This window comes from Domibacillus aminovorans (assembly GCF_001643235.1).
GTDB lineage: Bacteria > Bacillota > Bacilli > Bacillales > Domibacillaceae > Domibacillus > Domibacillus aminovorans.
This window is the reverse complement of the sequence record NZ_LQWY01000034.1, coordinates 39,767-65,439: the sequence shown is the minus strand read 5'-3', so window position 1 is coordinate 65,439 and position 25,673 is coordinate 39,767. Positions and strand designations below refer to the sequence as shown.

At 38.5% G+C, this 25,673-nt stretch carries 30 protein-coding genes and 3 pseudogenes; 9 read left to right on the top strand and 24 right to left on the bottom strand.

Translation table 11 applies throughout. The features are described from left to right. Window positions 1–759 precede the first annotated feature (759 nt). Window positions 760–1,008 (bottom strand): SDR family NAD(P)-dependent oxidoreductase, encoded by a 249-nt coding sequence (locus tag AWH49_RS12195; protein WP_063965935.1) that lies wholly within the window; start codon window positions 1,006–1,008, stop codon window positions 760–762. 269 nt (window positions 1,009–1,277) lie between these two features. Here AWH49_RS12195 and AWH49_RS12190 point away from each other — a divergent pair, with 269 nt between their 5' ends. After that, window positions 1,278–1,508: a hypothetical protein gene (locus AWH49_RS12190; RefSeq protein WP_018392004.1), complete on the top strand. Its 231-nt coding sequence runs from the start codon at window positions 1,278–1,280 to the stop codon at window positions 1,506–1,508. A gap of 172 nt (window positions 1,509–1,680) precedes the next feature. Here the strand turns inward: AWH49_RS12190 and AWH49_RS12185 are convergent, their stop codons facing one another. The 9 genes and pseudogenes from AWH49_RS12185 to AWH49_RS12145 all read right to left on the bottom strand — a co-directional run bounded on the left by AWH49_RS12185 (window position 1,681) and on the right by AWH49_RS12145 (window position 10,097). Then, a complete protein-coding gene (locus AWH49_RS12185) occupies window positions 1,681–2,319 on the bottom strand; it encodes an HD domain-containing protein (RefSeq protein ID WP_063965934.1) in 639 nt (212 codons plus the stop codon). Between the two features lie 157 nt (window positions 2,320–2,476). Further along, window positions 2,477–3,163, bottom strand: coding sequence for a LysR family transcriptional regulator (locus AWH49_RS12180; RefSeq protein ID WP_063965933.1), 687 nt, complete (start codon window positions 3,161–3,163; stop codon window positions 2,477–2,479). Window positions 3,164–3,410: 247 nt separating this feature from the next. Continuing rightward, complete coding sequence (locus AWH49_RS12175; RefSeq protein ID WP_063965932.1) at window positions 3,411–3,824, bottom strand: hypothetical protein; 414 nt, start codon at window positions 3,822–3,824, stop codon at window positions 3,411–3,413. A 707-nt stretch (window positions 3,825–4,531) separates the two neighbouring features. Then, window positions 4,532–5,923, bottom strand: coding sequence for a leucine-rich repeat domain-containing protein (locus AWH49_RS12170; protein ID WP_063965931.1), 1,392 nt, complete (start codon window positions 5,921–5,923; stop codon window positions 4,532–4,534). Between the two features lie 109 nt (window positions 5,924–6,032). Continuing rightward, a pseudogene (locus AWH49_RS12165) lies at window positions 6,033–6,803 on the bottom strand (nitroreductase family protein). Window positions 6,804–6,992: 189 nt separating this feature from the next. Continuing rightward, entirely contained in the window at window positions 6,993–7,397 is a 405-nt protein-coding gene (locus AWH49_RS12160; RefSeq protein ID WP_244886835.1) for a hypothetical protein, read from the bottom strand. A gap of 334 nt (window positions 7,398–7,731) precedes the next feature. Continuing rightward, window positions 7,732–8,802 carry an LLM class flavin-dependent oxidoreductase gene (locus tag AWH49_RS12155; protein WP_063965928.1) on the bottom strand — a complete coding sequence of 357 codons (1,071 nt, stop codon included), beginning with the start codon at window positions 8,800–8,802 and terminating at the stop codon, window positions 7,732–7,734. Window positions 8,803–8,824: 22 nt separating this feature from the next. Then, on the bottom strand, window positions 8,825–9,673 hold the full coding sequence (locus AWH49_RS12150) for a VOC family protein (protein WP_063965927.1): 849 nt from the start codon (window positions 9,671–9,673) through the stop codon (window positions 8,825–8,827). A gap of 16 nt (window positions 9,674–9,689) precedes the next feature. Beyond that, on the bottom strand, window positions 9,690–10,097 hold the full coding sequence (locus AWH49_RS12145) for a DoxX family protein (protein WP_063965926.1): 408 nt from the start codon (window positions 10,095–10,097) through the stop codon (window positions 9,690–9,692). 143 nt (window positions 10,098–10,240) lie between these two features. Here AWH49_RS12145 and AWH49_RS12140 point away from each other — a divergent pair, with 143 nt between their 5' ends. Next, a complete protein-coding gene (locus AWH49_RS12140; RefSeq protein ID WP_063965925.1) occupies window positions 10,241–10,567 on the top strand; it encodes a winged helix-turn-helix transcriptional regulator in 327 nt (108 codons plus the stop codon). A gap of 87 nt (window positions 10,568–10,654) precedes the next feature. Here the strand turns inward: AWH49_RS12140 and AWH49_RS12135 are convergent, their stop codons facing one another. After that, entirely contained in the window at window positions 10,655–11,404 is a 750-nt protein-coding gene (locus AWH49_RS12135; protein ID WP_063965924.1) for an NADPH-dependent oxidoreductase, read from the bottom strand. Window positions 11,405–11,690: 286 nt separating this feature from the next. Next, on the bottom strand, window positions 11,691–12,908 hold the full coding sequence (locus AWH49_RS12130) for an MFS transporter (protein ID WP_063965923.1): 1,218 nt from the start codon (window positions 12,906–12,908) through the stop codon (window positions 11,691–11,693). Window positions 12,909–13,098: 190 nt separating this feature from the next. Between AWH49_RS12130 and AWH49_RS12125 the strand changes: the two genes are divergently transcribed. Further along, the gene (locus AWH49_RS12125; RefSeq protein WP_063965922.1) at window positions 13,099–14,451 is read left to right on the top strand and encodes an amino acid permease; all 1,353 of its coding nucleotides are present in this window, start codon (window positions 13,099–13,101) and stop codon (window positions 14,449–14,451) included. A 5-nt stretch (window positions 14,452–14,456) separates the two neighbouring features. On the opposite strand, the gene AWH49_RS12120 is transcribed toward AWH49_RS12125, so the two are convergent. Then, window positions 14,457–15,083, bottom strand: coding sequence for a LysE family transporter (locus tag AWH49_RS12120; protein ID WP_063965921.1), 627 nt, complete (start codon window positions 15,081–15,083; stop codon window positions 14,457–14,459). Window positions 15,084–15,447: 364 nt separating this feature from the next. Between AWH49_RS12120 and AWH49_RS12115 the strand changes: the two genes are divergently transcribed. Next, the gene (locus AWH49_RS12115; RefSeq protein WP_063965920.1) at window positions 15,448–15,723 is read left to right on the top strand and encodes a YqhV family protein; all 276 of its coding nucleotides are present in this window, start codon (window positions 15,448–15,450) and stop codon (window positions 15,721–15,723) included. A 214-nt stretch (window positions 15,724–15,937) separates the two neighbouring features. On the opposite strand, the gene AWH49_RS12110 is transcribed toward AWH49_RS12115, so the two are convergent. After that, complete coding sequence (locus tag AWH49_RS12110) at window positions 15,938–17,107, bottom strand: glucose-1-phosphate adenylyltransferase (protein WP_063965919.1); 1,170 nt, start codon at window positions 17,105–17,107, stop codon at window positions 15,938–15,940. Between the two features lie 355 nt (window positions 17,108–17,462). Between AWH49_RS12110 and AWH49_RS20780 the strand changes: the two genes are divergently transcribed. Next, window positions 17,463–17,780: a YfhD family protein gene (locus AWH49_RS20780; RefSeq protein WP_244886832.1), complete on the top strand. Its 318-nt coding sequence runs from the start codon at window positions 17,463–17,465 to the stop codon at window positions 17,778–17,780. Window positions 17,781–17,809: 29 nt separating this feature from the next. Beyond that, on the top strand, window positions 17,810–17,998 hold the full coding sequence (locus AWH49_RS12100; RefSeq protein ID WP_063965917.1) for an H-type small acid-soluble spore protein: 189 nt from the start codon (window positions 17,810–17,812) through the stop codon (window positions 17,996–17,998). Window positions 17,999–18,089: 91 nt separating this feature from the next. On the opposite strand, the gene AWH49_RS12095 is transcribed toward AWH49_RS12100, so the two are convergent. Next, window positions 18,090–18,413, bottom strand: a complete 324-nt coding sequence (locus AWH49_RS12095) for a hypothetical protein (RefSeq protein ID WP_063965916.1) — start codon at window positions 18,411–18,413, stop codon at window positions 18,090–18,092. Between the two features lie 475 nt (window positions 18,414–18,888). Here AWH49_RS12095 and AWH49_RS18810 point away from each other — a divergent pair, with 475 nt between their 5' ends. Both AWH49_RS18810 and AWH49_RS18805 read left to right on the top strand, forming a co-directional pair. Further along, complete coding sequence (locus AWH49_RS18810) at window positions 18,889–19,044, top strand: DUF1540 domain-containing protein (protein ID WP_064506470.1); 156 nt, start codon at window positions 18,889–18,891, stop codon at window positions 19,042–19,044. Window positions 19,045–19,125: 81 nt separating this feature from the next. Further along, on the top strand, window positions 19,126–19,281 hold the full coding sequence (locus AWH49_RS18805; RefSeq protein ID WP_064506469.1) for a DUF1540 domain-containing protein: 156 nt from the start codon (window positions 19,126–19,128) through the stop codon (window positions 19,279–19,281). A gap of 379 nt (window positions 19,282–19,660) precedes the next feature. Here the strand turns inward: AWH49_RS18805 and AWH49_RS12090 are convergent, their stop codons facing one another. The 6 genes from AWH49_RS12090 to AWH49_RS12065 form a co-directional block, all read right to left on the bottom strand. After that, a complete protein-coding gene (locus AWH49_RS12090; protein ID WP_063965915.1) occupies window positions 19,661–19,882 on the bottom strand; it encodes a helix-hairpin-helix domain-containing protein in 222 nt (73 codons plus the stop codon). A 37-nt stretch (window positions 19,883–19,919) separates the two neighbouring features. Beyond that, a complete protein-coding gene (locus AWH49_RS12085; RefSeq protein WP_082862814.1) occupies window positions 19,920–20,174 on the bottom strand; it encodes a hypothetical protein in 255 nt (84 codons plus the stop codon). Further along, window positions 20,152–20,697: an RNA polymerase sigma factor gene (locus AWH49_RS12080; RefSeq protein WP_063965914.1), complete on the bottom strand. Its 546-nt coding sequence runs from the start codon at window positions 20,695–20,697 to the stop codon at window positions 20,152–20,154. The genes AWH49_RS12085 and AWH49_RS12080 overlap by 23 nt, the downstream gene beginning before the upstream one ends. After that, a complete protein-coding gene (locus AWH49_RS12075) occupies window positions 20,684–21,055 on the bottom strand; it encodes a hypothetical protein (RefSeq protein WP_034289569.1) in 372 nt (123 codons plus the stop codon). Before AWH49_RS12075 ends, AWH49_RS12080 begins: the two co-directional genes overlap by 14 nt. A 142-nt stretch (window positions 21,056–21,197) precedes the next feature. After that, window positions 21,198–22,316 carry an alanine/ornithine racemase family PLP-dependent enzyme gene (locus tag AWH49_RS12070; RefSeq protein ID WP_082862813.1) on the bottom strand — a complete coding sequence of 373 codons (1,119 nt, stop codon included), beginning with the start codon at window positions 22,314–22,316 and terminating at the stop codon, window positions 21,198–21,200. Then, on the bottom strand, window positions 22,313–23,401 hold the full coding sequence (locus AWH49_RS12065; protein WP_034289566.1) for an N-acetyltransferase DgcN family protein: 1,089 nt from the start codon (window positions 23,399–23,401) through the stop codon (window positions 22,313–22,315). The genes AWH49_RS12070 and AWH49_RS12065 overlap by 4 nt, the downstream gene beginning before the upstream one ends. 508 nt (window positions 23,402–23,909) lie before the next feature. On the opposite strand from AWH49_RS12065, the pseudogene AWH49_RS12060 reads away from it, so the two are divergent. Beyond that, window positions 23,910–24,161 (top strand): annotated as a pseudogene (locus tag AWH49_RS12060) (methionine synthase); the annotation flags it as partial. 117 nt (window positions 24,162–24,278) lie between these two features. Here the strand turns inward: AWH49_RS12060 and AWH49_RS12055 are convergent. The 3 genes and pseudogenes from AWH49_RS12055 to AWH49_RS12050 form a co-directional block, all read right to left on the bottom strand. Beyond that, window positions 24,279–24,806 (bottom strand): thioredoxin domain-containing protein, encoded by a 528-nt coding sequence (locus AWH49_RS12055; RefSeq protein ID WP_034289563.1) that lies wholly within the window; start codon window positions 24,804–24,806, stop codon window positions 24,279–24,281. Window positions 24,807–24,905: 99 nt separating this feature from the next. Next, window positions 24,906–25,109, bottom strand: a pseudogene (locus AWH49_RS20775) (short chain dehydrogenase); the annotation flags it as partial. Window positions 25,110–25,227: 118 nt separating this feature from the next. Then, window positions 25,228–25,653 (bottom strand): OsmC family protein, encoded by a 426-nt coding sequence (locus AWH49_RS12050; protein ID WP_244886833.1) that lies wholly within the window; start codon window positions 25,651–25,653, stop codon window positions 25,228–25,230. Window positions 25,654–25,673: the final 20 nt, after the last annotated feature.

Here is a 25,673-nt window from a genome sequence, read left to right as displayed (position 1 = left end):
GACCTCTAAGCGTTAAAATCGTGTCGCATGCGTTTGTACAATTAGCCGGATCAACATCTAGGTTCACTACATCAATGTTAGTGAAGTCAAAACCTTCACACGGATCTACATCTTGACAAGTGTATAAAAGAATATTATCTACACAGCTTTCTCCATGGCAGCAAATGTGACTACTATTTCCCTGACTATCCATTACTTCAAGGGACGAAATGAAACGTATGGACCCTTGTACCACAAGGCGGTTGAGTATAACTGGGCATAGCAAGGGATTATTTGGGGGACACGGGTTAGGGATCGTCATTTCTGATTCACAAATTTCTGTGTTACAGAATAAGCAATCCGTGTTAAAGGCCACAGAAGCCTTATAGGTCCCATCAGGGTTTAGTACTGTGGTAAACCCCTCTGGCACAACAAAAGTACAACAAAAGTCTACTAGCTGATCACATGATTCACAAGCCAAAAAAATAACCTCCTAATATAATATAATTCCTTCTATTGGAGCTAATATATCTTACGTAATATTACATGATGTGTTCGGGCTATTCTTCTATATCGGATGGACACCAAGTATGTTGATTACATTTAAACTAAAATCTAAGTTTTGCGTTCGTTTAATGAATTTCAAATGATCCTTATCCTTAAGTTCTTGTTCGATTATCACTATAATGATTTTGTAATTATAGGGATTCTCGAACTTTATCCCACTTTGTTAAATATAATTTTAATTGACCCTAATTTTTCTGTCTAACTCAGTGTAGTCTATCCAACTGTTTCGTTCACATAGTTTTGAACGGCTTCTTCATTTGACACATCTGCTGTAATGAGAAGGATCTCTGCTTCTGGTGTCTCTTCTAAAATATCTTTTTTCATTTCTTCTAACGAATCATGATTTAAATCTACTAACGAAAGTTTTGCACTCTCTTTTGCGACTTGTAAAGCAAACGATTGACCTAAACCAGAACCTACACCTGTCACTAATACGGCTGTACCGTCAAAACGTTTACTCATTTGCAAAACTTCTTCTTATTCATTCGGATAATATAATTTTGTGTTCAAATACACGTGAACGATACACGATCACATTCACTCCAAAATAATAACGTTTCTGACAATGTTTTATAAATAAAATGTTTGTCAAAACATTCAGCTACTGCCCATTGAACAACTAATAATGGGGGTAGAATTCATGGTTCCCCTAGTCATTAGGAGTGGAGTATTTTGATCGTCATATGGTAAAATGAACTCGTGAACAAAACGGATAAACTGGGGGTATAAGGATGACAGAATACGAAAAAGCAAAGGTCCACTTAATTGAAAAATGGATGAAGTCTCGGGAATTGGACACGCAGCAAGAGGATGAATTTAATAAAGGAATAACATATGGAATGCTCTCTGGTCTCCACTCCATTTGCTACCAGGAATTCTTGACGCGTCCAGCGGAAGAGAATTGGTTAGTGTTTGAAGATTGGCTTCAGCAAGAGGTAATTCGTCTCAAGAATAAAAGATAAGAACTTCTCTAAAGTGGTCGGCAAATAGCTTACTGACAATATGACGATATAAAAGGCGAAAAAAGAGGATAGATCCAAGCGGGTATAGTCTGCTCGGATCTATCCTTTTTCGCGTTGCATAATGTTGTGAAAACAATAGCGTATGAGTAAAGTACATCCTTTAATGTATTATTTATTCGTTCCAAGGAGAATGTAAAACACAATCACAAAAACTTGGGCGCTTATAATCAGGAAGAAGAAGCTCACAAACATCTGACTTTATATTTCCAAACGTTGTCTCAGGCTTATGTTTAAAACCTTCAAGGAAAGCAGGAAGAATTTTCTTCTTGAAATTATCTCGTGGGAAAGCAGTTACTATTTCTTCACGTAATTTTTCAGGAAACTCCTTATAACCGTCTCCCATAACATCAAGTCCTACTCCAGAATAAAGTAATGCAACTTCCGATTCTTTATGCTCAGCAACTCCGATTGTTGTGTGAAGTGCAATTGCATCCCATACCAGTCTTATTGATTCATTATCAATATGGTGTTGCTGAAGAAAACTACGAGCAGCGTTAGCCCCATCAACTTCAAATCGTTTATCCGGACTACTATATTTTTCTGTAAGCCCTAAATCATGAAATAAAGCGCTAATATAAAGTAATTCCAGATCATACTTCAAACCTACTTCCTGTCCTTGTATTGCTCCAAATAGATAAACACGATTAGAATGATTCCACAGCAAATCTGATCCATATTCACGAAGTAAATCTGCTGCTTCAATAGCCATTTTACTATCAGGAATTTTAATTCCTGCAATATTTTTTACCATAGTCCGTATCCTCCTATAATCTAGTTAATCTTCAGTTAGCTCAGAAGATTAACTAGATTATATAAACACATCTACTATATAACAATACTATGGTTTCTATACATATCATAGACACCATCTATGATATGTAGCCATTTCATATTCAGTTTTGTAAGCACTATATGGTGGTTAATTCTCTAATTTGCTCTTTACTTTTTTCAGTAATTGGGAATCTCAACTTAATAATTTCATTGGTAAGCAACTCAATGAATTTTCTCGTTCCAAATCCAACAAATTTGTCTTTACGTAAAACTAGACTCACTTCTCGACTAATGCATGGTTGGACGATAGGAATAATTGATAACTCACGATCCGCATACAATGGGATTTTAATTATTCTTTCATCATCTGAAGAGAATTCTGAAGAAACGATCGTAACAGCAAAATCTATTTTATTTTGCATAACAAGTTGTACTATATCATCAGAACTGATCACTCTTACTTTTACATCTGGATGATTTTTATGGAAATCTAATAATAAAGTAGAGACTAAATTTGTTAACTCACCAGGTAAAGTTGCGATTGCAATACTTCCACTTGTCATCTCTTTTAATTCATTTATCTGCTCTTTCGCATTATCAAGTGCACCAAAGATATTCTTGCATTGCTCAGACAAGATCAATCCGACGTCAGTAATAGCAATTTTTTTCCCCAACCGGTCAAATAATGGCATACCAATTTCATCTTCAAGGGCTTTTATTTGATGGCTGAGAGTTGGTTGCGTAATACCGAGTTTATCAGCTGCTCTTGTAAAATGGAGCTCTCTGCATAATGTCATGAAATATTCTAATTGTCTTAATTCCATTTTTCAAATATTCTCCTGCCCGTATATATTTTTTAAGGATTCATTATAAACTGCAAATAAATAACCAAAAAATTCCATGGTATCGCCTTTTTTGGCGCGCTTTACTAACTTCGATTTTGTCGTCGTCAATTAGCATTCTCTTTCCCTCTTCTTACCTATTAGAGAAAATAAAATAACAAAACGATTCAAGTTTTTTAAATTGAACCAAAAAAATCGGCTTCCAGACTGAGTGGAGGCCGTAAAAGGATTATTCATTTCTTTTCTCTAATATGTCTTGAATGATTTCTATATGAACAGCCGCCCATGATTTTTCATGAAAGTGAAGAATGACACTGATAAAAAGGATCGTAATATAAATGAAAACAAAAAAAACCCAAAGCAAGCCCCCTTCAGCGAAAAGAAATTGTTGCAGCTGTTTAGCAAACAGAAAACAAAGCCACGGGATAGCAGTGACGAAAATCGGAATCGTTCCCGAACCCGTTTTTTCTTTAATCATGCGATAGTGAATTTTTTTTAATATACTGCTATCAATGGATTGATAAAGACGCTGAATTTCATCGATTTCCTTCAGTTCCTTCATCTGATTAAGGGAATGTTCCTCCCCCGATACTTTTTTTAGCCTTAGATATATTTTATGAACATCCCCGCGCAATGAAAACATGTCTTCATCTCCTTTTATCATCATTCTCACTACAAGGCTTGCCCTGTATATTTTTATTTATTCAAAGAATCTGTTACATACCTCTGTTGATTTCTGGCTCATTTTATCAACACTATTGTGTAAAAAAGCCTATTCAAAAAGCGTTAGGTGCAAGTATTCACTGTTTTTGAGGCGGCCATGCCACGTTTACAGTCAATTGACACCGACTTATAGACAAATCCTCCATCCTGCCAAACAGATTTCTTATTAAGTTCACAATAATAACTAAAAAAACACATTTCTTTGTACAAGAAATGTGCTCCGTTCTTCCATATTTTGAAATAGTTTCATCATCAATCCCATTATTGAACTAACCCGCCGTTAGTTCAATAAGACCCATTTATATTTGACTATATATCTTGTCCAACAATGATTTTCCATTCTTTTTCTTTTTCTTGGATTGGAAATGTTAATGTAACTCGGTGTAATGCCGCTCCCTGCCTTGCTTTTGGCCTGTCTTTGCCTGTTTTGCTCCAAATAAAAAAGGGCTTAAAAAGCCCCTAAAACTTCCGCTATTTTTTTATTGCCTGCTTTTTTAGCTTCTTTGCATAGCCTTCTGAAATATGAAGTTTGCCGCATGCCTGCGTGTATGTCTGCCCCTCAATTATTTTTTCTTTTATAATTGCTTTTAGTTTTTCTAATGACATATCTTTTAAAAGAATTTATTTTTAAAATAAAATTTGGCAGTCAGGTAAAGCAATTTGTAATTGTTGTATATCAGCAGGACTTATTGGATTTTGCCGCAAATCGAGCTGTTGCAAATTAGTCAACCCCACTAATGCGCTTATATCACTTATTTGATTCATACGTAAAACGAGCGTTTGCAAATTAGTTAACCCAGATAATACGGTTATATTACTTATTTGATTAGCGCCCATAAAGAGGTGTTGCAAATTAGTCAACCCAGATAATGCGGTTATATTACTTATTTGATTATCACCCAAATCGAGCGTTTGCAAATTAATCAACCCAGATAATGCGGTTATATCATTTATTTGATTAGCACGCAAAAAGAGCTGTTGTAAATTAGTCAACCCAGATAATGCGGTTATATTACTTATTTCATTAGCATCCAAACTGAGAATGTTCAAATTAATTAACCCAGATAATGCGGTTATATCCTGTATATCATTTTCACCCAGATGGAGCTGGTTCAAATTAATCAACCCAGATAATGCGGTTATATTCGTTATTTGATTATTATGCACACTGAGAAATTGTAAATTAATCAACCCAGATAATGGGGTAATATCACTTATTTGATTATTATCCAAGTGGAGCTGTTGCAAATTAGTCAAGTTAGATAAGGCGGTTATATTCGTTATTTGATTACTACCCAAAAAGAGCTGTTGCAAATTAGTCAACCCAGTTAATGGGGTAATATCACTTATTTGATTCCCAAGATTCCCACCAAAAAAGAGCTTTTGCAAATTAGTCAAGTTAGATAATGGAGTGATATCACTTATTTGATTCCCATCCATATGGAGTTCTTGTAAATTTGATAAGTTCTCTAATCCGGTTAAATCTATAATATTTTCTTCATCAGCAAATAAAATAATTATTTGTTCAACATCACTTTTGAATATATCGCCTGTAGGCTTATTTATTTCTTCTCGTATTACTCTCTCCAAATTATCATCTGGAAAATGTATCACTACTGGTACTACCTCTAAAGTTAAGGTAACATTACCGTTAAACCCACTCACTGTTCCTATAAAAGTGAATGTTCCTACAGCACTCGTATCAGCTGTTGATGGTTCCCACGTTACTGGTACATCTTTTGTACTTCCATCGCTCATTGTGGCTGTTACTGTGCTTGGCAACGTAAAGCTTTCATCTTGGTTCACTGTTGCACTTATATCTGCAATTGTTTCTATTGTTGACTTTATCGCAGAATTTGGATTGGAAACTTCTTTAGCCCTATCACTGGCATTTTCACTGGAATTTTCAGAAGCATTCGGATTTGCATTTTCATTAGGTGCAGCCATGGCAATTGATGAAGTAGCAAAAGCTATAACCAATACTGTCAAAACACTTAATAGTATTTTACTCTTTTTCAAAAATATAATAATCCCCTCCTATTTTCACATTATGCGTTCAATGTAAAAAAATTCCTGCAAGATTCGTTTTAAAAACTATTACAGATAAAAAGCACACTTAAATAAATCCTCACATTTCTCCAAAAATAAATGAGCATAAAGGAACGGTACTTCCAATTAACGCATACGAATGAACTTGATCATCATGATAAACACGTCCTACACAATAGTGACTATGGATTTTTATCCCCTTTTCACCAATACTTAAAGCCTTTTTTTTCAACGCAGGAGGCACATTTTTTTCGTACGCTTCAAAACCGGTATCATAAAAAGCCGCTATTTTCTCGGACCAATTCGCCGACTCTTTTCCATCCGTTCGATCATTCAAATAGCTGCTATATGTCGTATCGTACTCATCCATATCTTGTTTTACGTGTTCTTTATGGTACTTTTCTTTATGATGAACCGCGCGAATCGGAAGTCTTGGTTTCTGATCTGGACGTTTTTCTGGATGCCCCACTGCAAGACCTGCCACAGGAAAAACATACTCCGGCAAATCGAGCAGTTCAATCACTTTTTGAGAATCTTTGCGAATCCCTCCAACCGGAACAATCCCTAGATTCATTGATTCAGCTGCTGCGATCGTATTCGATAATGCAGATCCGACAAGCGCAAATTGAATATTATGGACGATTTCCAATGACCGATTATGTTTTTCTGCTGCGAGCTTTGCCCGGTAAAAGTCTAGACAAAACACAAAAAAGACAGGGGCTTCCTTCACCCATGTTTGATTGCCTGCTAGAATAGACAGTTCCTGCTTCGTTTCTTTATTTTGAATTTAGATAATCGTCACCTGTTGTCCGTTCGCCCAATTCGGCGCGGCCGTAGCTGCCCTCATCATGACGTCGATTTGATCTTCTGTTACAGGTTTTGGTTGAAAATCGCGAATTGATCGATGGCTGTTCAACAAATTGATCACTTCATTCATATTATATCGCCTCCCTTATTTATCCTCCTTTTCATACTATCGCTAGCGACATAATAGGCGGACCTGCTGCCACCCCGATAAATCTAGCCGAGTTGTAAAGGATTATTCATTTCTTTTCTTTAATATATCTTGAATGATTTCTATATGTACAGCTGCCCATGATTTTTCATGAAAGTGAAGAATGACACTGATGACGAGGATCGTAATATAAATGACAACAAAAAAAATCCAAAGCAGGCTCCCCCCATCGAAAAGAAATTGTTGCAGCTGTTTAGCAAACAGAAAACAAAGCCATGGGATAGCCGTGACAAAAATCGGAATAGTCCCCGAGCCCGTTTTTTCTTTGATCATGCGATAGTGAATTTTTTTTAATATACAGCTATCAATCGATTGATAAAGACACTGAATTTCATCAATTTCCTTCAGTTCCTTCATCTGATGAAAGGAATGTTCCTCCCCCGATACTTTTTTTAGCCGCAGATAAATTTTATGAACATCCCCGCGCATTGAAAACACGCCTTCATCTCCTTTTATAAAAATTCTCACTACAAGGCTTGCCCTGTATATTTTTATTTATTCAAAGAATTTGTTACATACCTCTGTTGATTTCCGGCTCATTTTATCAACACTACTATTTAAAAGAGCCTATTCAAAAAAGCGTTAGGTGCAAGTATTCACTGTTTTTGAGGCAGCCACATCACGTTTACTCTATTCAGGCCGGTGACTTGCCGAATCCTGCTTTATGATTCGCAATATGTGCCCAAAACTCGTTATTGAAATATGTAAAAGGACTCTGCAAAGTATTTGCAGAGTCCTTTCTATTCATCATTTTCTATCATGATCACTTGCTTATTTCCCGTCTCAAGACCGGAGCGACTTCTGTTGCTAATCGTTCAATGTTTTTGGCGACTTTATTAAAAGGCATCCCACCTATGTCCATCTGAGCCATAAATCGCTGATGCCCGAACAATTCGTATTGATGCATAACCTTTTCAATAATTTGCTGTGAACTGCCAACGAATAACGCGCTATCTGGACTCGACATCTGGTCGAAATCAGCCCGGGACATACGTGTACTCATTCCTCGTTGACTATTTACATATCCCCAATAATTTGAATAGTAAGGATAGAATTCTTCTCTTGCCTGCTGAGTGGTTTCCGCAATGTATGCGTGCCCAGTAACACCTATGTTCAAATCGTTCACATTGTGCCCAGATGCTATGCCTGTCCTGCGATAAATGTCAACAAGAGGCTTGAAACGAATCGGATCGCCTCCGAGGATCGCTAAAGCCATCCTGGTTCCCAATCTGCCTGCTCGTTCAGCACTCTCAGGAGTCCCGCCAACCCCAATCCATAGGGGAAGTTGCTTTTGTGCGGGCCTAGGTGCAATCTCTGCATGCCCAAGTGCTGGGCGAAAGCGGCCGTTCCACGTGATGTTCTCATGATTGTTTAGCTTTAAAAACAACTCAATATTCTCTTCGAACAAGTCGTCATAGTCATTGACGTTATATCCGAAAAGCGGGAAGGATTCTACAAACGCTCCTCGGCCAGCGATGATTTCAGCGCGTCCATTTGACAGCAGATCCAACGTCGCAAAATCTTCGAATAAGCGGACAGGGTCGACCGTACTTAGTACCGTAGTGGCACTGGTCAATTTAATCTGTTTCGTTACTTGCGCAATGGCAGCCAAGACAACCGGCGGTGCAGAGACGGCATAGTCTAAACGGTGATGTTCACCAACCCCAAAAACATCAAGTCCAGCCTCGTCAGCGAGTTTCGCTGCTTCTATGATTTCTTTCAAACGCTGCCCTGCACTGATTTCTTTACCGGTATGAGGATCCGGTCCAATATCGGCAAGCGTATAAATACCGATGTCAAAACCGGAATTGTTTAATGCACGCTCTTCCTTCATTATCCGTTCCTCCAATAGGCCTTTATATGACTAAATGAATTTCATTTCCTGATGGATCAGCCGTGACATAAACATTGTTTTCTTGTGTCACGACAGCGCCTATTTGCCGCAGCTGCTCAATCACTTTATTTCTCGCTGCTTCATCTGCAAAAACGAGCGTATACCAGTTGAGTCCTACACTGTTCTTCTTAGGTGCAGGAGCTCCAACACCATTCCATGTGTTTAATCCGATGTGATGATGGTATTTACCCGTAGAGATGAAAAGTGCCTGAGTACCGTATCGGTTCACCACTTCGAAACCGAGTCCCTGAATATAAAACTCTTCTGTTTTTTTCAATTCGGATACATGTAAATGAAGATGTCCCATGACTGTACCAGCCGGCAAGCCTTTCCATGACTGCTGTTTCCCACCAGAAAGAAGATCTACAAAATTCAATGGATCAACGGCCATTGCCACTTCACCGTTACGCCAGTCCCAATCGGAAGGATCGCGGTCTATATAGATTTCAATTTGATTTCCATCTGGATCTGATACATATAGAGCTTCACTTACAAGATGGTCTGATGACCCAAATCGCAAACCGATCTCCGCAAAATGTTGCACAATTTTAGCTAAATCAGAGCGTTTAGGGAGAAGAAGGGCAAAGTGATATAAGCCCGTCGTCTTTCCTTGTTTTGCTATAATGTTTTCTGGTTGTTCGATTGACAATAAACTCGTTTTGCCATCCGTCGTTAATTTAGCTGTTGTTTCGGTTTGTTCAAGAATTTGAAAACCGATCATCTCTTGATAAAATGTAAGAGAACGATTTAAATTTTGCACCTTAATCGCTACATGCTCTACAAAAGTATTTGGTTTACGATGAAATCCCATATTATTACCTCCCGTTTTATTTTTCTTCCTCAGAACGAAAGAATTTGTTATCTAGTGAGAAGCGAGAGCCGGTTGCAACAGCAAAATAAATGGACATAGCGAGCAGTACTATTTCCAGTTCATATCCTGCTGTTTGACCATTGCCAAGAAATCCTGCAGAAAGTTTCACTGTAAAAATGGCTCCTAGCATAATAACAACGAACAACACAGAAACAATTCGTATTCCCAACCCTAGTATCAATGCAATACCACCGATTAACTCTACAAATGCAACGATATAAGCTAAAAACCCTGGAATGCCAATACTGTCGAAAAAGCCAGCCGTATTACTTATTCCCCCCTGAAACTTGGATAATCCGTGAATGAAAAAAGTAAGACCTAAAATTGCACGCAAAAGAATGTTACCTGCTTCATGTTTATTCATGATGTTTATTCTCCTTTTTTGTTTAGTTACTTTATGTAAGTTATTATATTTTTATAATCATATTACGTCAAGTAATTTTATTGTTAAAAATAACTTAATGTCAAATTATAATATGATATACTGGAACAGAGGAGTGAAAGAACATGAATCAATCCATTATTTGTCCGCGATTTGAAAAAGCCATCTCGCTTTTAAGTCAGCGCTGGACGGCTTTGGTTATCTATCAATTATTGTCCGGTCCACAACGATTCGGCACCATCCAATCATCTATTGCGATCAGCGGAAGAGTTTTGTCAGAACGATTAAAAGATCTAGAACAACAAGGAATTGTGAAACGTGATGTCATACCAGAGACACCCGTTCGCATTGAATACTCATTAACGGAAAAAGGGTTCTCATTGGAACCGATTTTGAAAGAAATAGAAAAGTGGTCTCAGTCGTGGGTCGAAACAGAGCGCATAGAAAAATAAGATGGATCGCGCCCTTTAAAAATTTTGTTCAATAAAAAAAGGTTACAACCCGGAACAACCGAGTTTGTAACCCTTTTTCTCTTAACGTTACTCATACGTAAAGCCTTGTTTCTTCAACGCAGAAGGCACATTTTTTTTGTACGCTTCAAAACCGGTATCATAAAAAGCCGCCGTTTTCTCAGACCAATTCGCCGACTCTTTTCCATCCGTTCGCTCATTTAAATAACGGCTATACGTCGTATCGTACGCATCTATGTCCTGTTGTACATGTTCTTTCCGGTACTTTTCCTTATGATGGACGGCACGAATGGGAAGCCTTGGTTTCTGATCCGGAAGACTCTCCGGATGCCCCACGGCAAGACCCGTCACAGGAAAAACATACTCCGGCAAATCGAGCAGTTCAATCACTTTTTGAGAATCCTTGCGAATCCCTCCAACTGGAACAATGCCTAGATTCATTGATTCCGCTGCCGCGATCGTATTCGATAATGCGATGCCTACATCGGTCGATCCGACAAGCGCAAATTCAATATTATGGACGATTTCCAATGGTCGATTGTTTTTTTCCGCTGCCAGCTTTGCCCGGTAAAAGTCTAAACAAAAAACAAAAAAGACAGGGGCTTCCTTTACCCATGTTTGATTGCCGGCCAAAACAGACAGTTCCTGTTTCGTTTCTTTGTTTTGGATTTCGATAATGGTCACCTGTTGTCCGTTCGCCCAATTCGGCGCGGCCATAGCTGCTCTCATCATGACGTCGATTTGATCGTCTGTTACAGATTTTGGCTGAAACGCGCGAACCGAACGATGGTTGTTCAACACATTGATCACTTCGTTCATATGATGCTGCCTCCTTTATATCATCCTTTTTATACTACCACTTTGTTGGGGAAGACTTCTATTCTTGAGGGTATGTTATACTGAAATAGAACAACAGGTATCGTGCCTAAGTCATTTATTTTTAGGAAAGAAGGATAAACATGCCTAAAACGCAAGGATTTCATCTTTATCCATGCGTTTTTGTTTGCTATTTCTATTGTTATTTAACTTTCTATATTAAATGAGATTTCCAATGTTTTTACTTTTTCTCCACATTATCTGAACTACTTATCTTGGATGGCCCCCTTTAATTCTCGATTCCCTCCACTTTAATAAACTTCATGACAAGAAATAAAAAAAAGATTCCGAGTACACTTGCTGTGATATAGCTGACATTAAGATAATTTTTCATCACGAGCGACATAATCGGCGGACCTGCCGCTACCCCGATAAACCTGGCTGAGCTGTAAAAAGAAGAAATCGTGCCCCTCTCCTGCTTTTCGATGTTTTCCGTTACAATGGCGTCAAGAATGGGCAGCAACATGCCAATAGCCATCCCGACAATGCTCGTAACGATTAAAAGCAAGATCAGTTTTTCGCTTGTATAGCCAACAAAAGCGACACTCACTGACAAGACAATTAAACAAATAATCATCATTTTTTTCATTGTTGGCAAATTCCCTTTAATATTGCGGCCGGTAATAAAAGAAGCGACACATAGGAAAAAAAGCGGAATAGCTAGAACGAATCCTTTCTTTATTCCTTTCAAATCGTACATTTTTTCTAGGTTTTCAGATAAAAAAAATAACACGCCAAATAAAATCAGCATGACAAAAGCACCAATAAGAAAGACGGCAAGCAGCCATTTCCCTTCCTTTTTAAACGTTTTTTTCGTGTTTTCCAAAAACTCTTTTAACTTTTTTGGCTCCTCTTTTTCTTTTGGTGCTTTCACAAAGAAAAAAATAAGGGCAATGGAAATCAAACTGAACACGGAAATAGAGAAAAACGGCAAGAACCATAAAACCGCGGCAAATACGGCCCCCAAGATGGGACTTAATACTTTTCCAAATGTGTTGGACGTTTCGATGGTACCTAAACAGGAACTTGTTTTTTCGTCATCATCTTTATACAAATCGCCTACAAGCGGCAAGATGATCGGCATAGCCCCTGATGCTCCTATCCCTTGCAAAATCCGACCGATAATAATCCACATATAGGGATCTTCCATTTTCCATGAAGCAAACCCGGCAATAAGCCCCCCGATTAACGCCAGGATCAAACTGGGCAATATCACTTTTTTTCTTCCTAAACGGTCTGATAAATAGCCCGCTACAGGGATGAGTAAAATAGCCGCTACCGAATAGCTTGTAATGATCATGCTCGATTGAAAGGATGTAATCCCAACCTTTCTTTCCAATATCGGCAGCACCGGTATAAGCATGGAATTTCCAAGTGTCATCACAAGAGGGATGGAGGCCATACTTACCACACACCATATACTTACTTTGTCTGCGCTTTTCTCCATACATACCCCTCAATTCAACTATACGTTATCTTTGAACATTACCTGTATGCTTTCCCTGCTTATTCTTTTTATACAGATAGGTACAGGTTGCTGACTTGTTTTATAAGGGACTAACCTCATTTTTTCCCAACACTTCATTTACATAAATCGATTTCCTTGTGAGAGCCTATTTTCGTGAGGAGGTGTACATATGGAGAAAAATGTGTGCGGCGGCAGTACAGATAAAGAGAAATTTGCCTGGTGGCAGCTCTCCCTTATTGGGGTAGGCTGTATTATTGGCACAGGATTTTTCCTCGGGTCAAGCATCGCTATTCAAATGACGGGCCCTTCTGTCATTTTGGCTTTTTTACTGGCTTCATGTGGAACGTATATTGTCTTTCAAGCACTTGCCAAAATGTCCGCAAAAGATCCGCAAAAAGGCTCTTTTCGCTCCTATGCCAAAAAAGCCTATGGACGGTGGGCTGGTTTTAGCAGCGGCTGGGTTTATTGGTGTTCGGAAATGTTAATCATCGGCAGCCAGCTTACGGCGATTTCTCTTTTGTCACAGTTTTGGTTTCCTCATATTCCTTTATGGATGTTTGCATTAGGATTTGCCGTTTGCGGCCTCCTTGTTCTTTTTATTGGTACAAAAGCATTTGGTAAATTAGCCAGTATATTTGCCGTAACAAAAACTGCCGCTATTTTTATGTTTATTGTCATTGCCGTTTTAGCACTTACAGGTGTAATCGATGGCGGTCCAAAAGAAGGCCTTCCCCGTTCGGTAAATGCCTTTTTTCCTAACGGAGGAATTGGTTTTTGGAGTTCTCTTTTGTTTGCCTTTTACGCCCATGGAGGAATTGAAGTAATGGGCGTCATGGCCATCCATCTCCGTAATAAAGAAGAGGCGCCGAAATCGGGAAAAGTGATGCTTGGGTTGCTTGCCTTGATTTATGTGACGGCTCTGTCGTTAGCCCTATTATTGATTCCGTGGACGACGTTTGAACCGGATAAGAGCCCGTTTGTTGTCGCATTAGCTACTTATCATCTCGACTTTTTCCCGCATGTGTTTAATGGGGCAATCATTATTGCCGGGTTTTCAACGATGTCTGCTTCCCTGTTTTCAGTTACCACAATCCTTTTAACTTTATCTGAAGAAGGGGATGCGCCTAAGATCTTTAGTAAACAGACGAAAAAGAAGTTAAAAGTACCGTTGCCTGCTGTCGCTTTAACGTCCGTCGGGCTTATTCTTTCCATTGTTTCCTCTTTATTATTGCCCGAAAAAGTGTACGAATATATTACAACCGCTGCAGGACTTATGCTGCTTTATAATTGGTTTTTCATTTTACTCATGTACCACAGATTAATCGAACCGTCTTCCGGGGACAAAGTGAAAAGAGTAATCGGGATGATCCTTGTCTTTTTGGCCGTTAGCGGCACACTCTTTCACCCGACAAGCCGGCCTGGATTTTTTATCAGTTTAGCCTTCATCACCGTGATCGGCATTGTCGTCTTATTTCTTCGGAAAAGATGGAAAAAAGAAGAGACGAAGGAAAGCCCTGCGTAAGCGGATCAAAACAGGACCTGATACGCCTGAATACCAAAATAAATCCCGAAGCCGATCATAGAAATGGAAGAAAGAACAGAGATGAATTCCAAGAGCGTGGTGGATAAAAATCTCCGGGCGCCACTGGATAGAAAAGCCATCGTTAAGTCCCATAAAAGAACACCCGATATAATGGCCATACTGTAAATCATGACTTGGTTTTCTGTAAAGGCGTCGGCTGTTTCTGCAAGGACAGAACCATAGATCCCCAGCCAAAAAAGGATTGTGAGCGGGTTTAACAGAGACATGAAAAAACCAGATAGTAAGGATCTTCTAAGCGGGATATTTCTACCGGATCTTATATCCACCTCAATTTTATGCAGTGTCAGTAAGTTTTCTATACCGGTATACGTAAGAACAAAACAGCCAAACAACCAGAGAAGGGTTTGCATAAATGGCAGCTCAATAAAGTGGCCAACGCCAAAATAAACCAGGATCATATACAAGACGTCGGCTGCTAAAGCACCAAGACCAAAAATCCAAGCATGAAAAAAACCATTTTTAATGCCTGTATCGAGTTGCGCCGCATTAACAGGGCCTACTGGTGCAGCTAACGATATGCCTAAAAAGATATAGGTCAGGAGCGAATTCATAAAGTAGCCCTCCGTTAAAATGATGTCTTGGCATCTTATTCAGAGGGAATAGCTTGTACGACTGTCTAAAGGAGAAATTTTCATGAGCAAACAGAGTATTCTTTTCCTCTTTTTATTAAGGTCTTCCATTTCATTTTGATTGACCTACTATATCTATTACATGCATATATATGATGAACATAGGGAAATCCAGATAAAAAGTACGGGGTCCCTTGTTAATACTTGAGTGACCGGCTTCATGCAGGCCCGAACCAATCGGGCTTTTACAGGCAGCCAATCCCAAACAGAGCCTTCTTTTCTTGAAGTTAAAGATCTTACTGTCCGTTAATGCGGAATAAATAGATATCAGATAGAGGGTGATAGAATGGTCATTTTTATGGAAAAGGCACTCCTTTTTATGATTACATTGCGACTTCTTTCAGGAAGCATCGAGATCACAGCTGCGATGTTGATGCTTAAATTTAATAATTTAGAAAAAGCCTTTTATATTAATAGCCTGCTTGCATTAGTAGGCCCCGTGATCTTAATCGTGACGACGGGAATTGGCCTATATGGACTTGCGGGGAAAATGCCCTTAACAAAAAGCATTGGTCTCGTATGCGGGGTTTTGCTTATTCTTTACAGTTTACGTTCTAAATGAACAGGAGGAGAATGAAGATAAAAACAAAAAAATTTTATAAGGAGAGGACCGATTCGGCATAATTGATGATTCGGTCCTTTTTGTCATTTTTTCTTCAAAATAAGGAGGCTTATTCAAAATGACGTATGATTCATAAAACTCAGTAATAAAAAGCCCGGTCCATCCTCAAAGATGAAACGAGCTTTGAAATTGTTTAGCATAGAGTATGGAGAAGTCATCCGCTTTTTTCTTCATACTTTACCGATTCCTGTTTATGTGCCGTTAAGAAAGCCTCTGTAATCAGCAATATTTCAGCTGAATTATTATAAATCACTGTATTTTCCGGTATATAAATGTTTTCCATTACAATTGCCCTTTCAATAAAAGATCCACGTCCAATTCGCGCATTTGGCATGATAACGCAATCTTTCATAAAAGCGTCTTTTTCCACTTCGACGCCCTGGGACACAATCGAATGTTGAATTTCTCCATCAACGATACACCCTTCATTTAAAAGCGAATGTTTAACAACCGCGTTATATCCCATAATTTGCGGCGGCTGATTGGAAGGAACCGAATAAATGCGCCATGAAGGGTCATATAAATCCAATTTCTTTTCTCGATCCAGCAAATCCATATTTGCTTCCCATAAACTTTTAACTGTTCCAACGTCTTTCCAGTATCCCTTAAACGGATAAGCAACCAATTTCTCTTTATCCGCAAGCATTGCTGGAATCACATCTTTGCCAAAGTCATTGGTTGAATCTGGATTATGAGCATCCCGTTCCAAATATTTTTTCAATACGGACCATTTGAAGATGTAAATACCCATTGACGCAAGATTGCTTGCCGGGTTTTTCGGTTTTTCATCAAAGCGCGTCACGTGATAAGAATCATCTATCTTCATAATGCCAAAACGGCTTGCTTCCTCCCACGGTACCTCAATAACGGATATCGTTGCATCGGCTCCTTTCTCCATATGATAATCAAGCATCAAATCATAATTCATTTTATAAATGTGGTCACCTGATAAAATTAACACATGCTCTGGGTCATATTGGTTTATATAATCAAAGTTTTGATAAATGGCATTGGCTGTACCCGAATACCATTTCACTTCAGATGAATTAGCGTATGGCGGAAGAACAGTCACCCCGCCATTGCTGCGGTCAAGGTCCCATGCACTGCCAATACCGATATATGAGTTTAACACGAGTGGCTGATATTGAGTCAAAACGCCAACCGTATCAATTCCTGATTGAGCACAATTGGAAAGAGGAAAATCAATGATACGATATTTCCCTCCAAATGGCACTGCCGGTTTTGCTATGTTTTCAGTCAATTGTTTTAACCGACTCCCTTTTCCTCCCGCAAGGAGCATTGCTATACATTTTTGTTTAGTCATGTTGTAAGTTCTCCCTTTTTATCTTTTGTAAAGTCTAAAAATATCCATATTTTTTAGCATACCCTATTTGAACTGTCGTAAACCTGTTACCGTTTACATATTTCTTCCACTAAGCTATTCAACTGAATTTTTAAAAACCTGTTTTACAAAAGGACAGCCGGGTAACATAATATGGTAAATAATTACAACCCACTCTTAGATGCTCAAAAAGGACCTTCTAAACAAGATGATAATCCTACACTACTCTCTTTAGGAGGAATAAAATGAACTCGATAATTTTATTTTATGGTTTTATCATTATTCCAAGCCGGATTCGACATATCGTGTATAATTGGATTGCCAAGAATCGTTATAAATGGTTCAGGAAAAAAGAAAGCTGTATGCATACCTTGTACGTTATTTTTCCCATTATTTTTATGAAAAATCCGCTGATAATTTTATTTCTTCTCCCCATACTATAGGAACGGGAACGCGCGCACCCGAGTTCGAATTAGACGAAAGGAGACGAAAGGATATGGGAAGAGACGGGAATAAAAAAGGCAACCGCAACAAAAATTCGTTGCCACAAACACCAAAACATTCAAAAATACTTCCAGACAAATTGAATGAAGAGTTTTCCACTGAGATGAATGGAATCAATAAACGAGAACGAAAAAACGCACGAAGAAAATAAGTTGCTGTTACGCCTGAGGAGGAGATCGTATGGAATTAGTACGGGCAAAACAAATTGTGTCTACTCCATCATCCGATGTGGAAGTTCAATTTAACGGTGTTTCCGTCTGGATTGATGAAATCCATGACAATGGAAAAACGGCGACTGTCCATTTACGCGGGCTGGGAGAGGAACGGACCGAAGTGGGCATAGAAGACCTTGAAGAAATCACACATTAAGCAACTAAACAACCATCCTTTTTTGTTGAAAAGGATGGTTGTTTTCCAAATAAAACAAATGCTTCGTGCTTCAAAACGGTCTAGCAGCTGTTCAAACATCCAGCCGTTTCAGCAGTTTGATCGTTTTTGACATATCAACGATGCCGTTATCATCTGTCTGTATGTAATTGTCTTTCACGAGGACCGTCATCGTTTTTCCCATTCTCGGTTTATCTGGCTTTCGAAATGACAGATCCTGCAATTGAGGCAGACTTAACAAGTAAGCCGCACCATTTTTGCGGGCTTTCCGCTGTTTTTCTTTCTGTTCTTCCACGATTTTAATACAAAGACGCGTTTCTTCGACCTGGAAATAATACGGACTATTTGAATTTTGTCCCCACCAGAACGCTTGAAAGCCCCTGTTTTGATTCGGCACATACCCCCAATTTCCTTCAATCTCTTCTTGAAGGCGGCGAAAAAACCCTTGCTAGGAAAAAGAATGCCACTTCTCAACCGGCCATTTTTTGTACGATTGATAACTGAGAATTCAACACATTACCCGACGTCATTCATTTTCACTGTCAACTTCACATTTTTAAAATACTTATTTAAGTTAGTCTAGTCGGGTAGAAATCAGATTTCTTTATCTTTTCAGCAAGAAAATTTATAAAAAAGGAGAAATATAGAAAAACTCTGCAGAGATTTCTCTCCACAGAGCTTCACTTTATCATTTGAAAGAAGTGGGTATAATCCTTTTCCCCTCCTCCCCTTTGCTGATTCAACAAGTTCTATAGTAAACTGGTATAATCTTCGAAATTTAATTTTTCAAAAAAATTAAAACAATTTGCGTTTTTTAAAATTGAATGATAGTTAAAATGTTGTTATACTATTGAACAAGGAGGTGCAATACTATGGCTCAAACTGTTCTTTGTGAAGTCAATAACTGTTCATATTGGGCTTCTGGAAATAAGTGTAACGCAGAGACTATTTATGTAGTAAGTCATCATGGTAAGGTAGCTTCTACTACTGAAGAAACAGACTGCAAAACATTTAAACCAGAAGCTTAATAAAATAACACCATTTGCGTTTTTTAAAATTGAACGATAGTTAAACTGTTGTTATATTATTCAACAAGGAGGTGCAATACTATGGCTCAAACTGTTCTTTGTGAAGTCAATAACTGTTCATATTGGGCTTCCGGAAATAAGTGTAACGCAGAGACTATTTATGTAGTAAGTCATCATGGCAGAGAAGCTTCTACTACTGAAGAAACAGACTGTAAAACATTTAAACCAGAAGCTTAATAGGATAAGGTTAATTTAAAGTAGCCAATATTTTGGTTACTTTTTTTATATAAATATTTCCAATCAATTGATATAGATTATCATTATTAATTGATGTATTTAATATATCAAATCGAAGTAACTTCCGTCAAGTAGACGGTAATAAAAACAATCATATTTTTTTTATTCACACTCATTTTAAAACTTTGCTAAGTTAGGTAGTTCAAATATGTAAATTGTCCCTCATTGTCACTAAACTTCTCTCTACTTCCTGTTGAACGAGCTTGATAAACGAATCATTATTCCCTTAATCCGCTTTACCTATTGCTGAATAATAGTCAATTCGTTCTTCTCGGAGTATCATTGGATTTCCACCACTTGATGTTTTGATCATCAAATTTTAATCTGAATCATTAGCGAACGATAAACCTTTATCAGCGAGAGCACGGCGGAGTTGATCCATCGCTTTTGGACCCATCCCATGCAGCTGCAAAATATCGGCTTCACTGAGCTTCGTGAACTGCTCTAGCCGCACATACCCAGCTCCTTCAAGCGCTCGTCTTGCCGGCCTGGCTAACTTAGCCGGAAGGTCGCTTTCTTTCGCCTGATCCTTCTCTGTCATCATGATTCCTCCCTTTATTTCTGATTGAAGTTTCACTTTATAAGAAAATCAAAACTTGTATAAGTGTAAGTGCAGCTGTTCCCGCTATTGGTGCCATTTTTAAAAAAATGAACCCATTCGTCGTTGAAATGAATGGCTCAAGCGGGTTTTTTGCGGGTGAAGCGAGAACGTTGATCAATTGCTCCCATCTTTTCCTTTTCAGTTTCATAGGGAAATCAGGAACATCCACGTGATATTCATCTAATTTCGTACGCAGATGAGGCTCCTCTTTAAAGGGATCTTGTTTCATCATCGTCTCTCTCCCATTCTTCTTTTAATCGTTGGATCGCCTTGTGCAATCGTGATTTAACGGTCCCTATCGGAATGTCTAGAATTTCGGCCATGTCCTTTTGAGTCATATCATGATAATAGAAAAGTAAAATAACTGCACGCTGTATGTCAGGAAGCTTTGCGACTGCTTCACGAATCGTCATTCGATCGGCATGATGGAATTCTTCTTTCCCGATGGGTGTGAGAAAAGGCAAATAGGTCCGTAATTTTTTGCGGCGATTTAATTTGGCGATCATTAATCGGTAGGCGATTTGAAAAAGATAGGGTTTTAATTTCCCTTTACTTGGATCGTAGTAATGCTTGTAACGTTGTAGTTTGACAAACGAATCTTGAACGATATCAATGCTTAATTGCTCATCTCTCGTATAACGGAAAATAAACGAATAAAGAGGCTGTTTTAACAGGTTGTATATGCCTCCTAACGCGTCATCATCTCCATTTTGATACGCGATCATTAATTCATCTTCCCGTTCAATCAATATCATCTCCCCAACGTTCCTTAATCGATTTTAACGTCAACGACACCCGAGAGACTAAGTAAATAATCGATACGAGTGTCCACACTTGTGCCTGGTTTGTAAAAAATTGTACGAAAACATTCTCAACCGTTTCCCCGGAGGAAATGAACATATTTAGCGCTTGAACACAAACAATCGAATAGATGGCTAGAATAAGCGTAACCGTATCGAATACATTCCATCTTAAATATATTTTCGTTTTCTTATAATTGATTTTACCATTTTCACGGACAACGTACTTACGATCCATTGGAATCGCAATTGCTAAAATGGAAACCAACAAAACACCTGCAACGATCAGTGAAACCACCCAACCTGTATCCATTTGAACATCCCCTATTTCCTTTCTTTACTGACTATACAAACGAGAAAGCGAAAAGGTTCATTTAAATACAAAAAAACTACACCGTTGTCGGATGTAGTAATTGTGTAATGCTACCTGCTAACCCATATGTTCATGATGAGTTCTACCGTAGCGCCAAAAACTCCCTAGCTATTTTTCTTTCATCATATATAGGTTGAATATATTTTTTCATCACATAGGGTGAAGTCATAACCGAAAGAAGGGCTCCATAATCAAGATTGAATGCTACTTCGTCTCCTATTTTCAAATCCACTTTTTTCGCATCAAGAATCGTATGGTCACTGCTTGATCCTAAAATATCTATATCCAGTTTTGGGATGAGTCCACTCACAAGCACATCCTGAATGCCTACCCCAAGGATGGCTCTTCTAATGTGCCCGCGATCTTGCCATGTTGGAGAAATTCCAAATGCATTTTGACCTATTTCTCCATCAGGTACGGATGACTTTATTTTTGATTCGATGACCTCAGATATGAAGGTGAAAACGTCTGTAAATAATTCGGGTATTCTTTTACGACCAAGTGTTTCTCTCCCTAAAAATATGGATTCGCCCAATCTTAAATTGTTGATAAGCCCTCTATTCTCAGCCGTCATAAACCAATTATAATTGGCTGAATTTCCTCCTGAAACATAGAGAAGCGGCAAAGCAAATTTTCGCTCCACTTGGATAGCGAGTGAAGATAACGTTCTCATCTTCTCGTTATTCGGTTTGACTCCTCCAAAGCAGGAAAAATTGGCCCCAATCCCGACCATTTTAATTCCTGGAAGTTTCAATACCTCTTGAACATGCCAATCGAGATCGAGCGGCATGATTCCTTCTCGTAAATCACCCATTTCGATCATAAGAATAATTTTATGCACCTTTTTGTTTCTTATCGCGGTTTCTGAAAGACTCTTCATGACCGCTATCTCCGTATTCATACTAATATCAGCATATTTTATGACTAACTCAACCTCACTTAAAGCAGGTGTTCGTAATAAAATAAATTCTGCCTGAATACCGGCATCACGCATTTTCTTAAGGTTTATTATTTTTGAATCTGCTAACAGACGAATGCCCTTATTCACAAGAACGTTTGCAATCTCTGGCTGTCCGCAAACTACTTTTGTCACACCCATAAGGCCAATTTCTTTTGAAGCATACAAATTGAAGAGTTTTTCTGCATTATGTGCAAGCTTACCAAGATTAATTTCAATCCTTGGTGTGATCAGGTCAATCAATTGGCCAGCACTTTATTCTTCTTATCCCCTATTTCTGGGAATGCCTCAAAGATGCTGGAGATAAGCTTGTCACATCCATGCTTTAAAACATCGGTCGTTGGAAGTTGTAATTGGTCTTCATACTCTATCACAACATCCTCAATTTCTTCATCTGACATGTTTTCATGGTTAATGGTAATCGCAATGACCTTTGAGCTTGAAAAGTTTTCGACTAGCTCAATCTCACTTTTAATCGTTGGCATTTTCATAAAGCCAAAATCGCCTAAATTCTTTCGTTTCGGAGGATGTTGAATGATCACCGCTCCCGGTCTTGAGCCTCTTATAATTCCACAAGAGCTTACATACGCTGGATGACTTAAAGCGCCTTGGCCTTCCACAATAATAATGTCAGGATGCTCCTCATCATAGGCTTTCATAATTTGATTTTCAATTTCACCAATCATAAACTGCAGAGGCATGGCATCGATCGCCACCCCATATTTAGCTCCTTGGATAATACCTGTTTGTCCCGTCGCCACAAAAGCAACGTTCAATCCCTTTTCTAACAAAGCAGCTTCAAGAATAATAGAGGTCGTTCTCTTGCCAACTGCGCTATCTGTTCCAAGAACGGCTACAATCGGGGTTTGAATGTCTAAAATTCTTCCTGAAAAAAGATGTAAATCCTTACTTTGTGGCGGCTTTCGAATATCTTGAATAGTCACGCCATATTGAATGGATTGATTTAAAAATTCCGCGTCTTCCGTAAAGAATTCATGAAGGGGATTGACGATATCCATCTTGAGTTCCATTGCTTTCATCACGATCGCTCTTTCATCCTTTTTTAAAAAGGCTTCCGCAGGCGCAATGCCGTAAATGAAATGATTTGGTAAATAGGCCAATGTTTCAATCGCATGCTCAAGGCTTTCGAATATCGGGATTCCATTTTTTTTGCCCTCAAGATACTCCCCTGCATCTAGCCCAGCCTTCGTACTATCAATGACTCCAGTAATCTGATATTTTCTTGAACTTCTCACAAGTCCATTGGCGGTCTTCCCGTCCATCGTTCCAAAATGATCTTCACAATAAATAATGGCCGTTTTTCTCATTATAATTCCCCATCCCTTTTTTAGGTTTATACATTCAGATCAGAGGAAATTTTACATTTTTATACACAAAAAAACACCTTAACAATAATAGAAGACAACAAGCAGGCTTACAGCCCAGACACTAATCACGTAAGGTGTTTTTCGAATATCAAATTTTTTCCATTCCTTAATTTTAAGTATACCACATATTTGATAATAAGCCATCTTTACGACCTAAGATGAAATAGGCAATAGAACTAGGAACAAACTAAAAGAAGCGTTTAACCCCTTTTCACCCTCTTTGTTCTGCTCCTACATGTTAAAGTTTGAACTACCCACCACTTAACACCCTTACAGGTTGTTTGAAGTGAGGGATTCCTAAGAACAGCAGCGTACCCCACCCAGTTATGGATTAGGCGATCCCCGTAATTCCTACGGTTATAAGTCTTATCGCTTCATTTTTAAGATTTATACTTGCGGCAGCTGGTGGCACCTTGATTTTATATGGGGATTATAAGGCGTGGATTCACCGCTTCAATTTGTTACTGGAGAGAAAAACGTCGTACTCGGTCTTGTCTCTTCTAAAACAGGGGAACTTGAAGAAAAAGAACAGATCATTACGCACATTCAAGAAGCGTCCCATTACGTGCCGCTTGATCGGCTCGCCTTAAGCCCACAATGCGCATTCGCTTCAACAGAAGAAGGAATCATTTTAACCGAAGAACAACAATGGGCGAAACTGCACTTCATTAAAGATATTGCAGAAGACGTGTGGAAATAATCAAAAAAAACAGGCAGGAGAAAGTCCATCTCTCTTGTCTGTTTTTTTGTTGTGTTAGGGGTTTTTAAACCGGCATATTGCTCTCATTATGTAGTCGCGGGAATGAGCGCGAATGAGTTATACTACTTTACTCGTGAGTGCCGCCTCGATTTCAGCTTTCAATTCATCCGCAGATAATTCTGTAGGATATTGATATTCTTTGTTATTGATAAAAACAGTAGGCACCATTTTCACATTTCTGCGGATGGCCTCTGCCGTTACGTTCAAGCTAATTTCGGTATTTTGCGGTTCTTCTTTTAATTGATATTTTTCTGCTAATACATTTTTGATTTCTTGATTATTCAATTGATCCCATTGTCCTTGTGTTTCAAATAATTCCTTTAAGATTTCTTTTACGCGCGATGGATTCTCATAATCGAGGAATAGGTTGATTAACGTTCCATTTAGCAGCATCTCTCTCGGCTTGTCATAATGTTTGACAATGAACTCAACTTGCTCATTATCTAAATAGTCTTTTAAAACATCCTCCGCAATGCCAAAAAATGTAGCGCAATAAGGGCACGTTAAATTCAAAAATACTTCAACCTTTACAGGCGCATCTTTTTGTCCAAAACTCAATTGTGTATTCTCAATCTGATTCGTCATCTCTCTCACTCGCTTTCCGGAAAAATTTAATTCTTATTTTCACAAAGTATAATAATTCTTACTGAAATTGTCAACATTAAAATTACAGAATATTCATTATTAAAATGGATTCGTTACCCAAAGACTGGAAGACGGAATAAAGACACGCGGATGCAATTTTAATTGAGCAAGCATATAGTCCGCTAAATCCTCTGGCTGCATAAACTTCTCCGAATCATGATCCTGAACGTTCTCTTTAGAGACAAATTCCGTCGCGAACATACTCGGCGTTAAGGCAGAAACACGAATATTATGTTTGCGTACATAAAAAAGACAGCAGAATCGCTGCCTTCACGTTAATGAGAAGGTAGAAATTTTAAGGGTCCCCTTTTTATTTTATAGGTCTTACAAAATGAATTCCCTAAATTATTGGATGATCACTTCATTTCGAGGAAACTTTGCCTTGAATTTCAATTTTAACATCTGCTTTTTTCAACAAATTTCCAACTTCGCATCCTTTATCTGCCGCTTCCATCGCTCTTTGTGCTGATTGTATTTGTTCTTCTGATGCACCAGCAGATAAAACAATATGAGGATAATGGATAATTTTAAATTCATTATCAGATATGTTTGCCTCAGAATTCACCGTAAGTTCCGCTACAGGCAGTTTTCTACTTTCAAGTGTAAACACAAGCATTGCTGTATAACAAGTTGTCACGGACGAGACAAGAACCTCTTTTGGATTCGCTCCATTCCCGCTGCCGCCTTTAGCTGTTGGTATAGCTATTTTTGTATTAAGAGATTCTGCTCTAAGCGTTCCATTCCCTTTTACCCCGCCATCCCAAACAGCATTCACATTTATTTTCATATCAGCCAAATTTAACACTC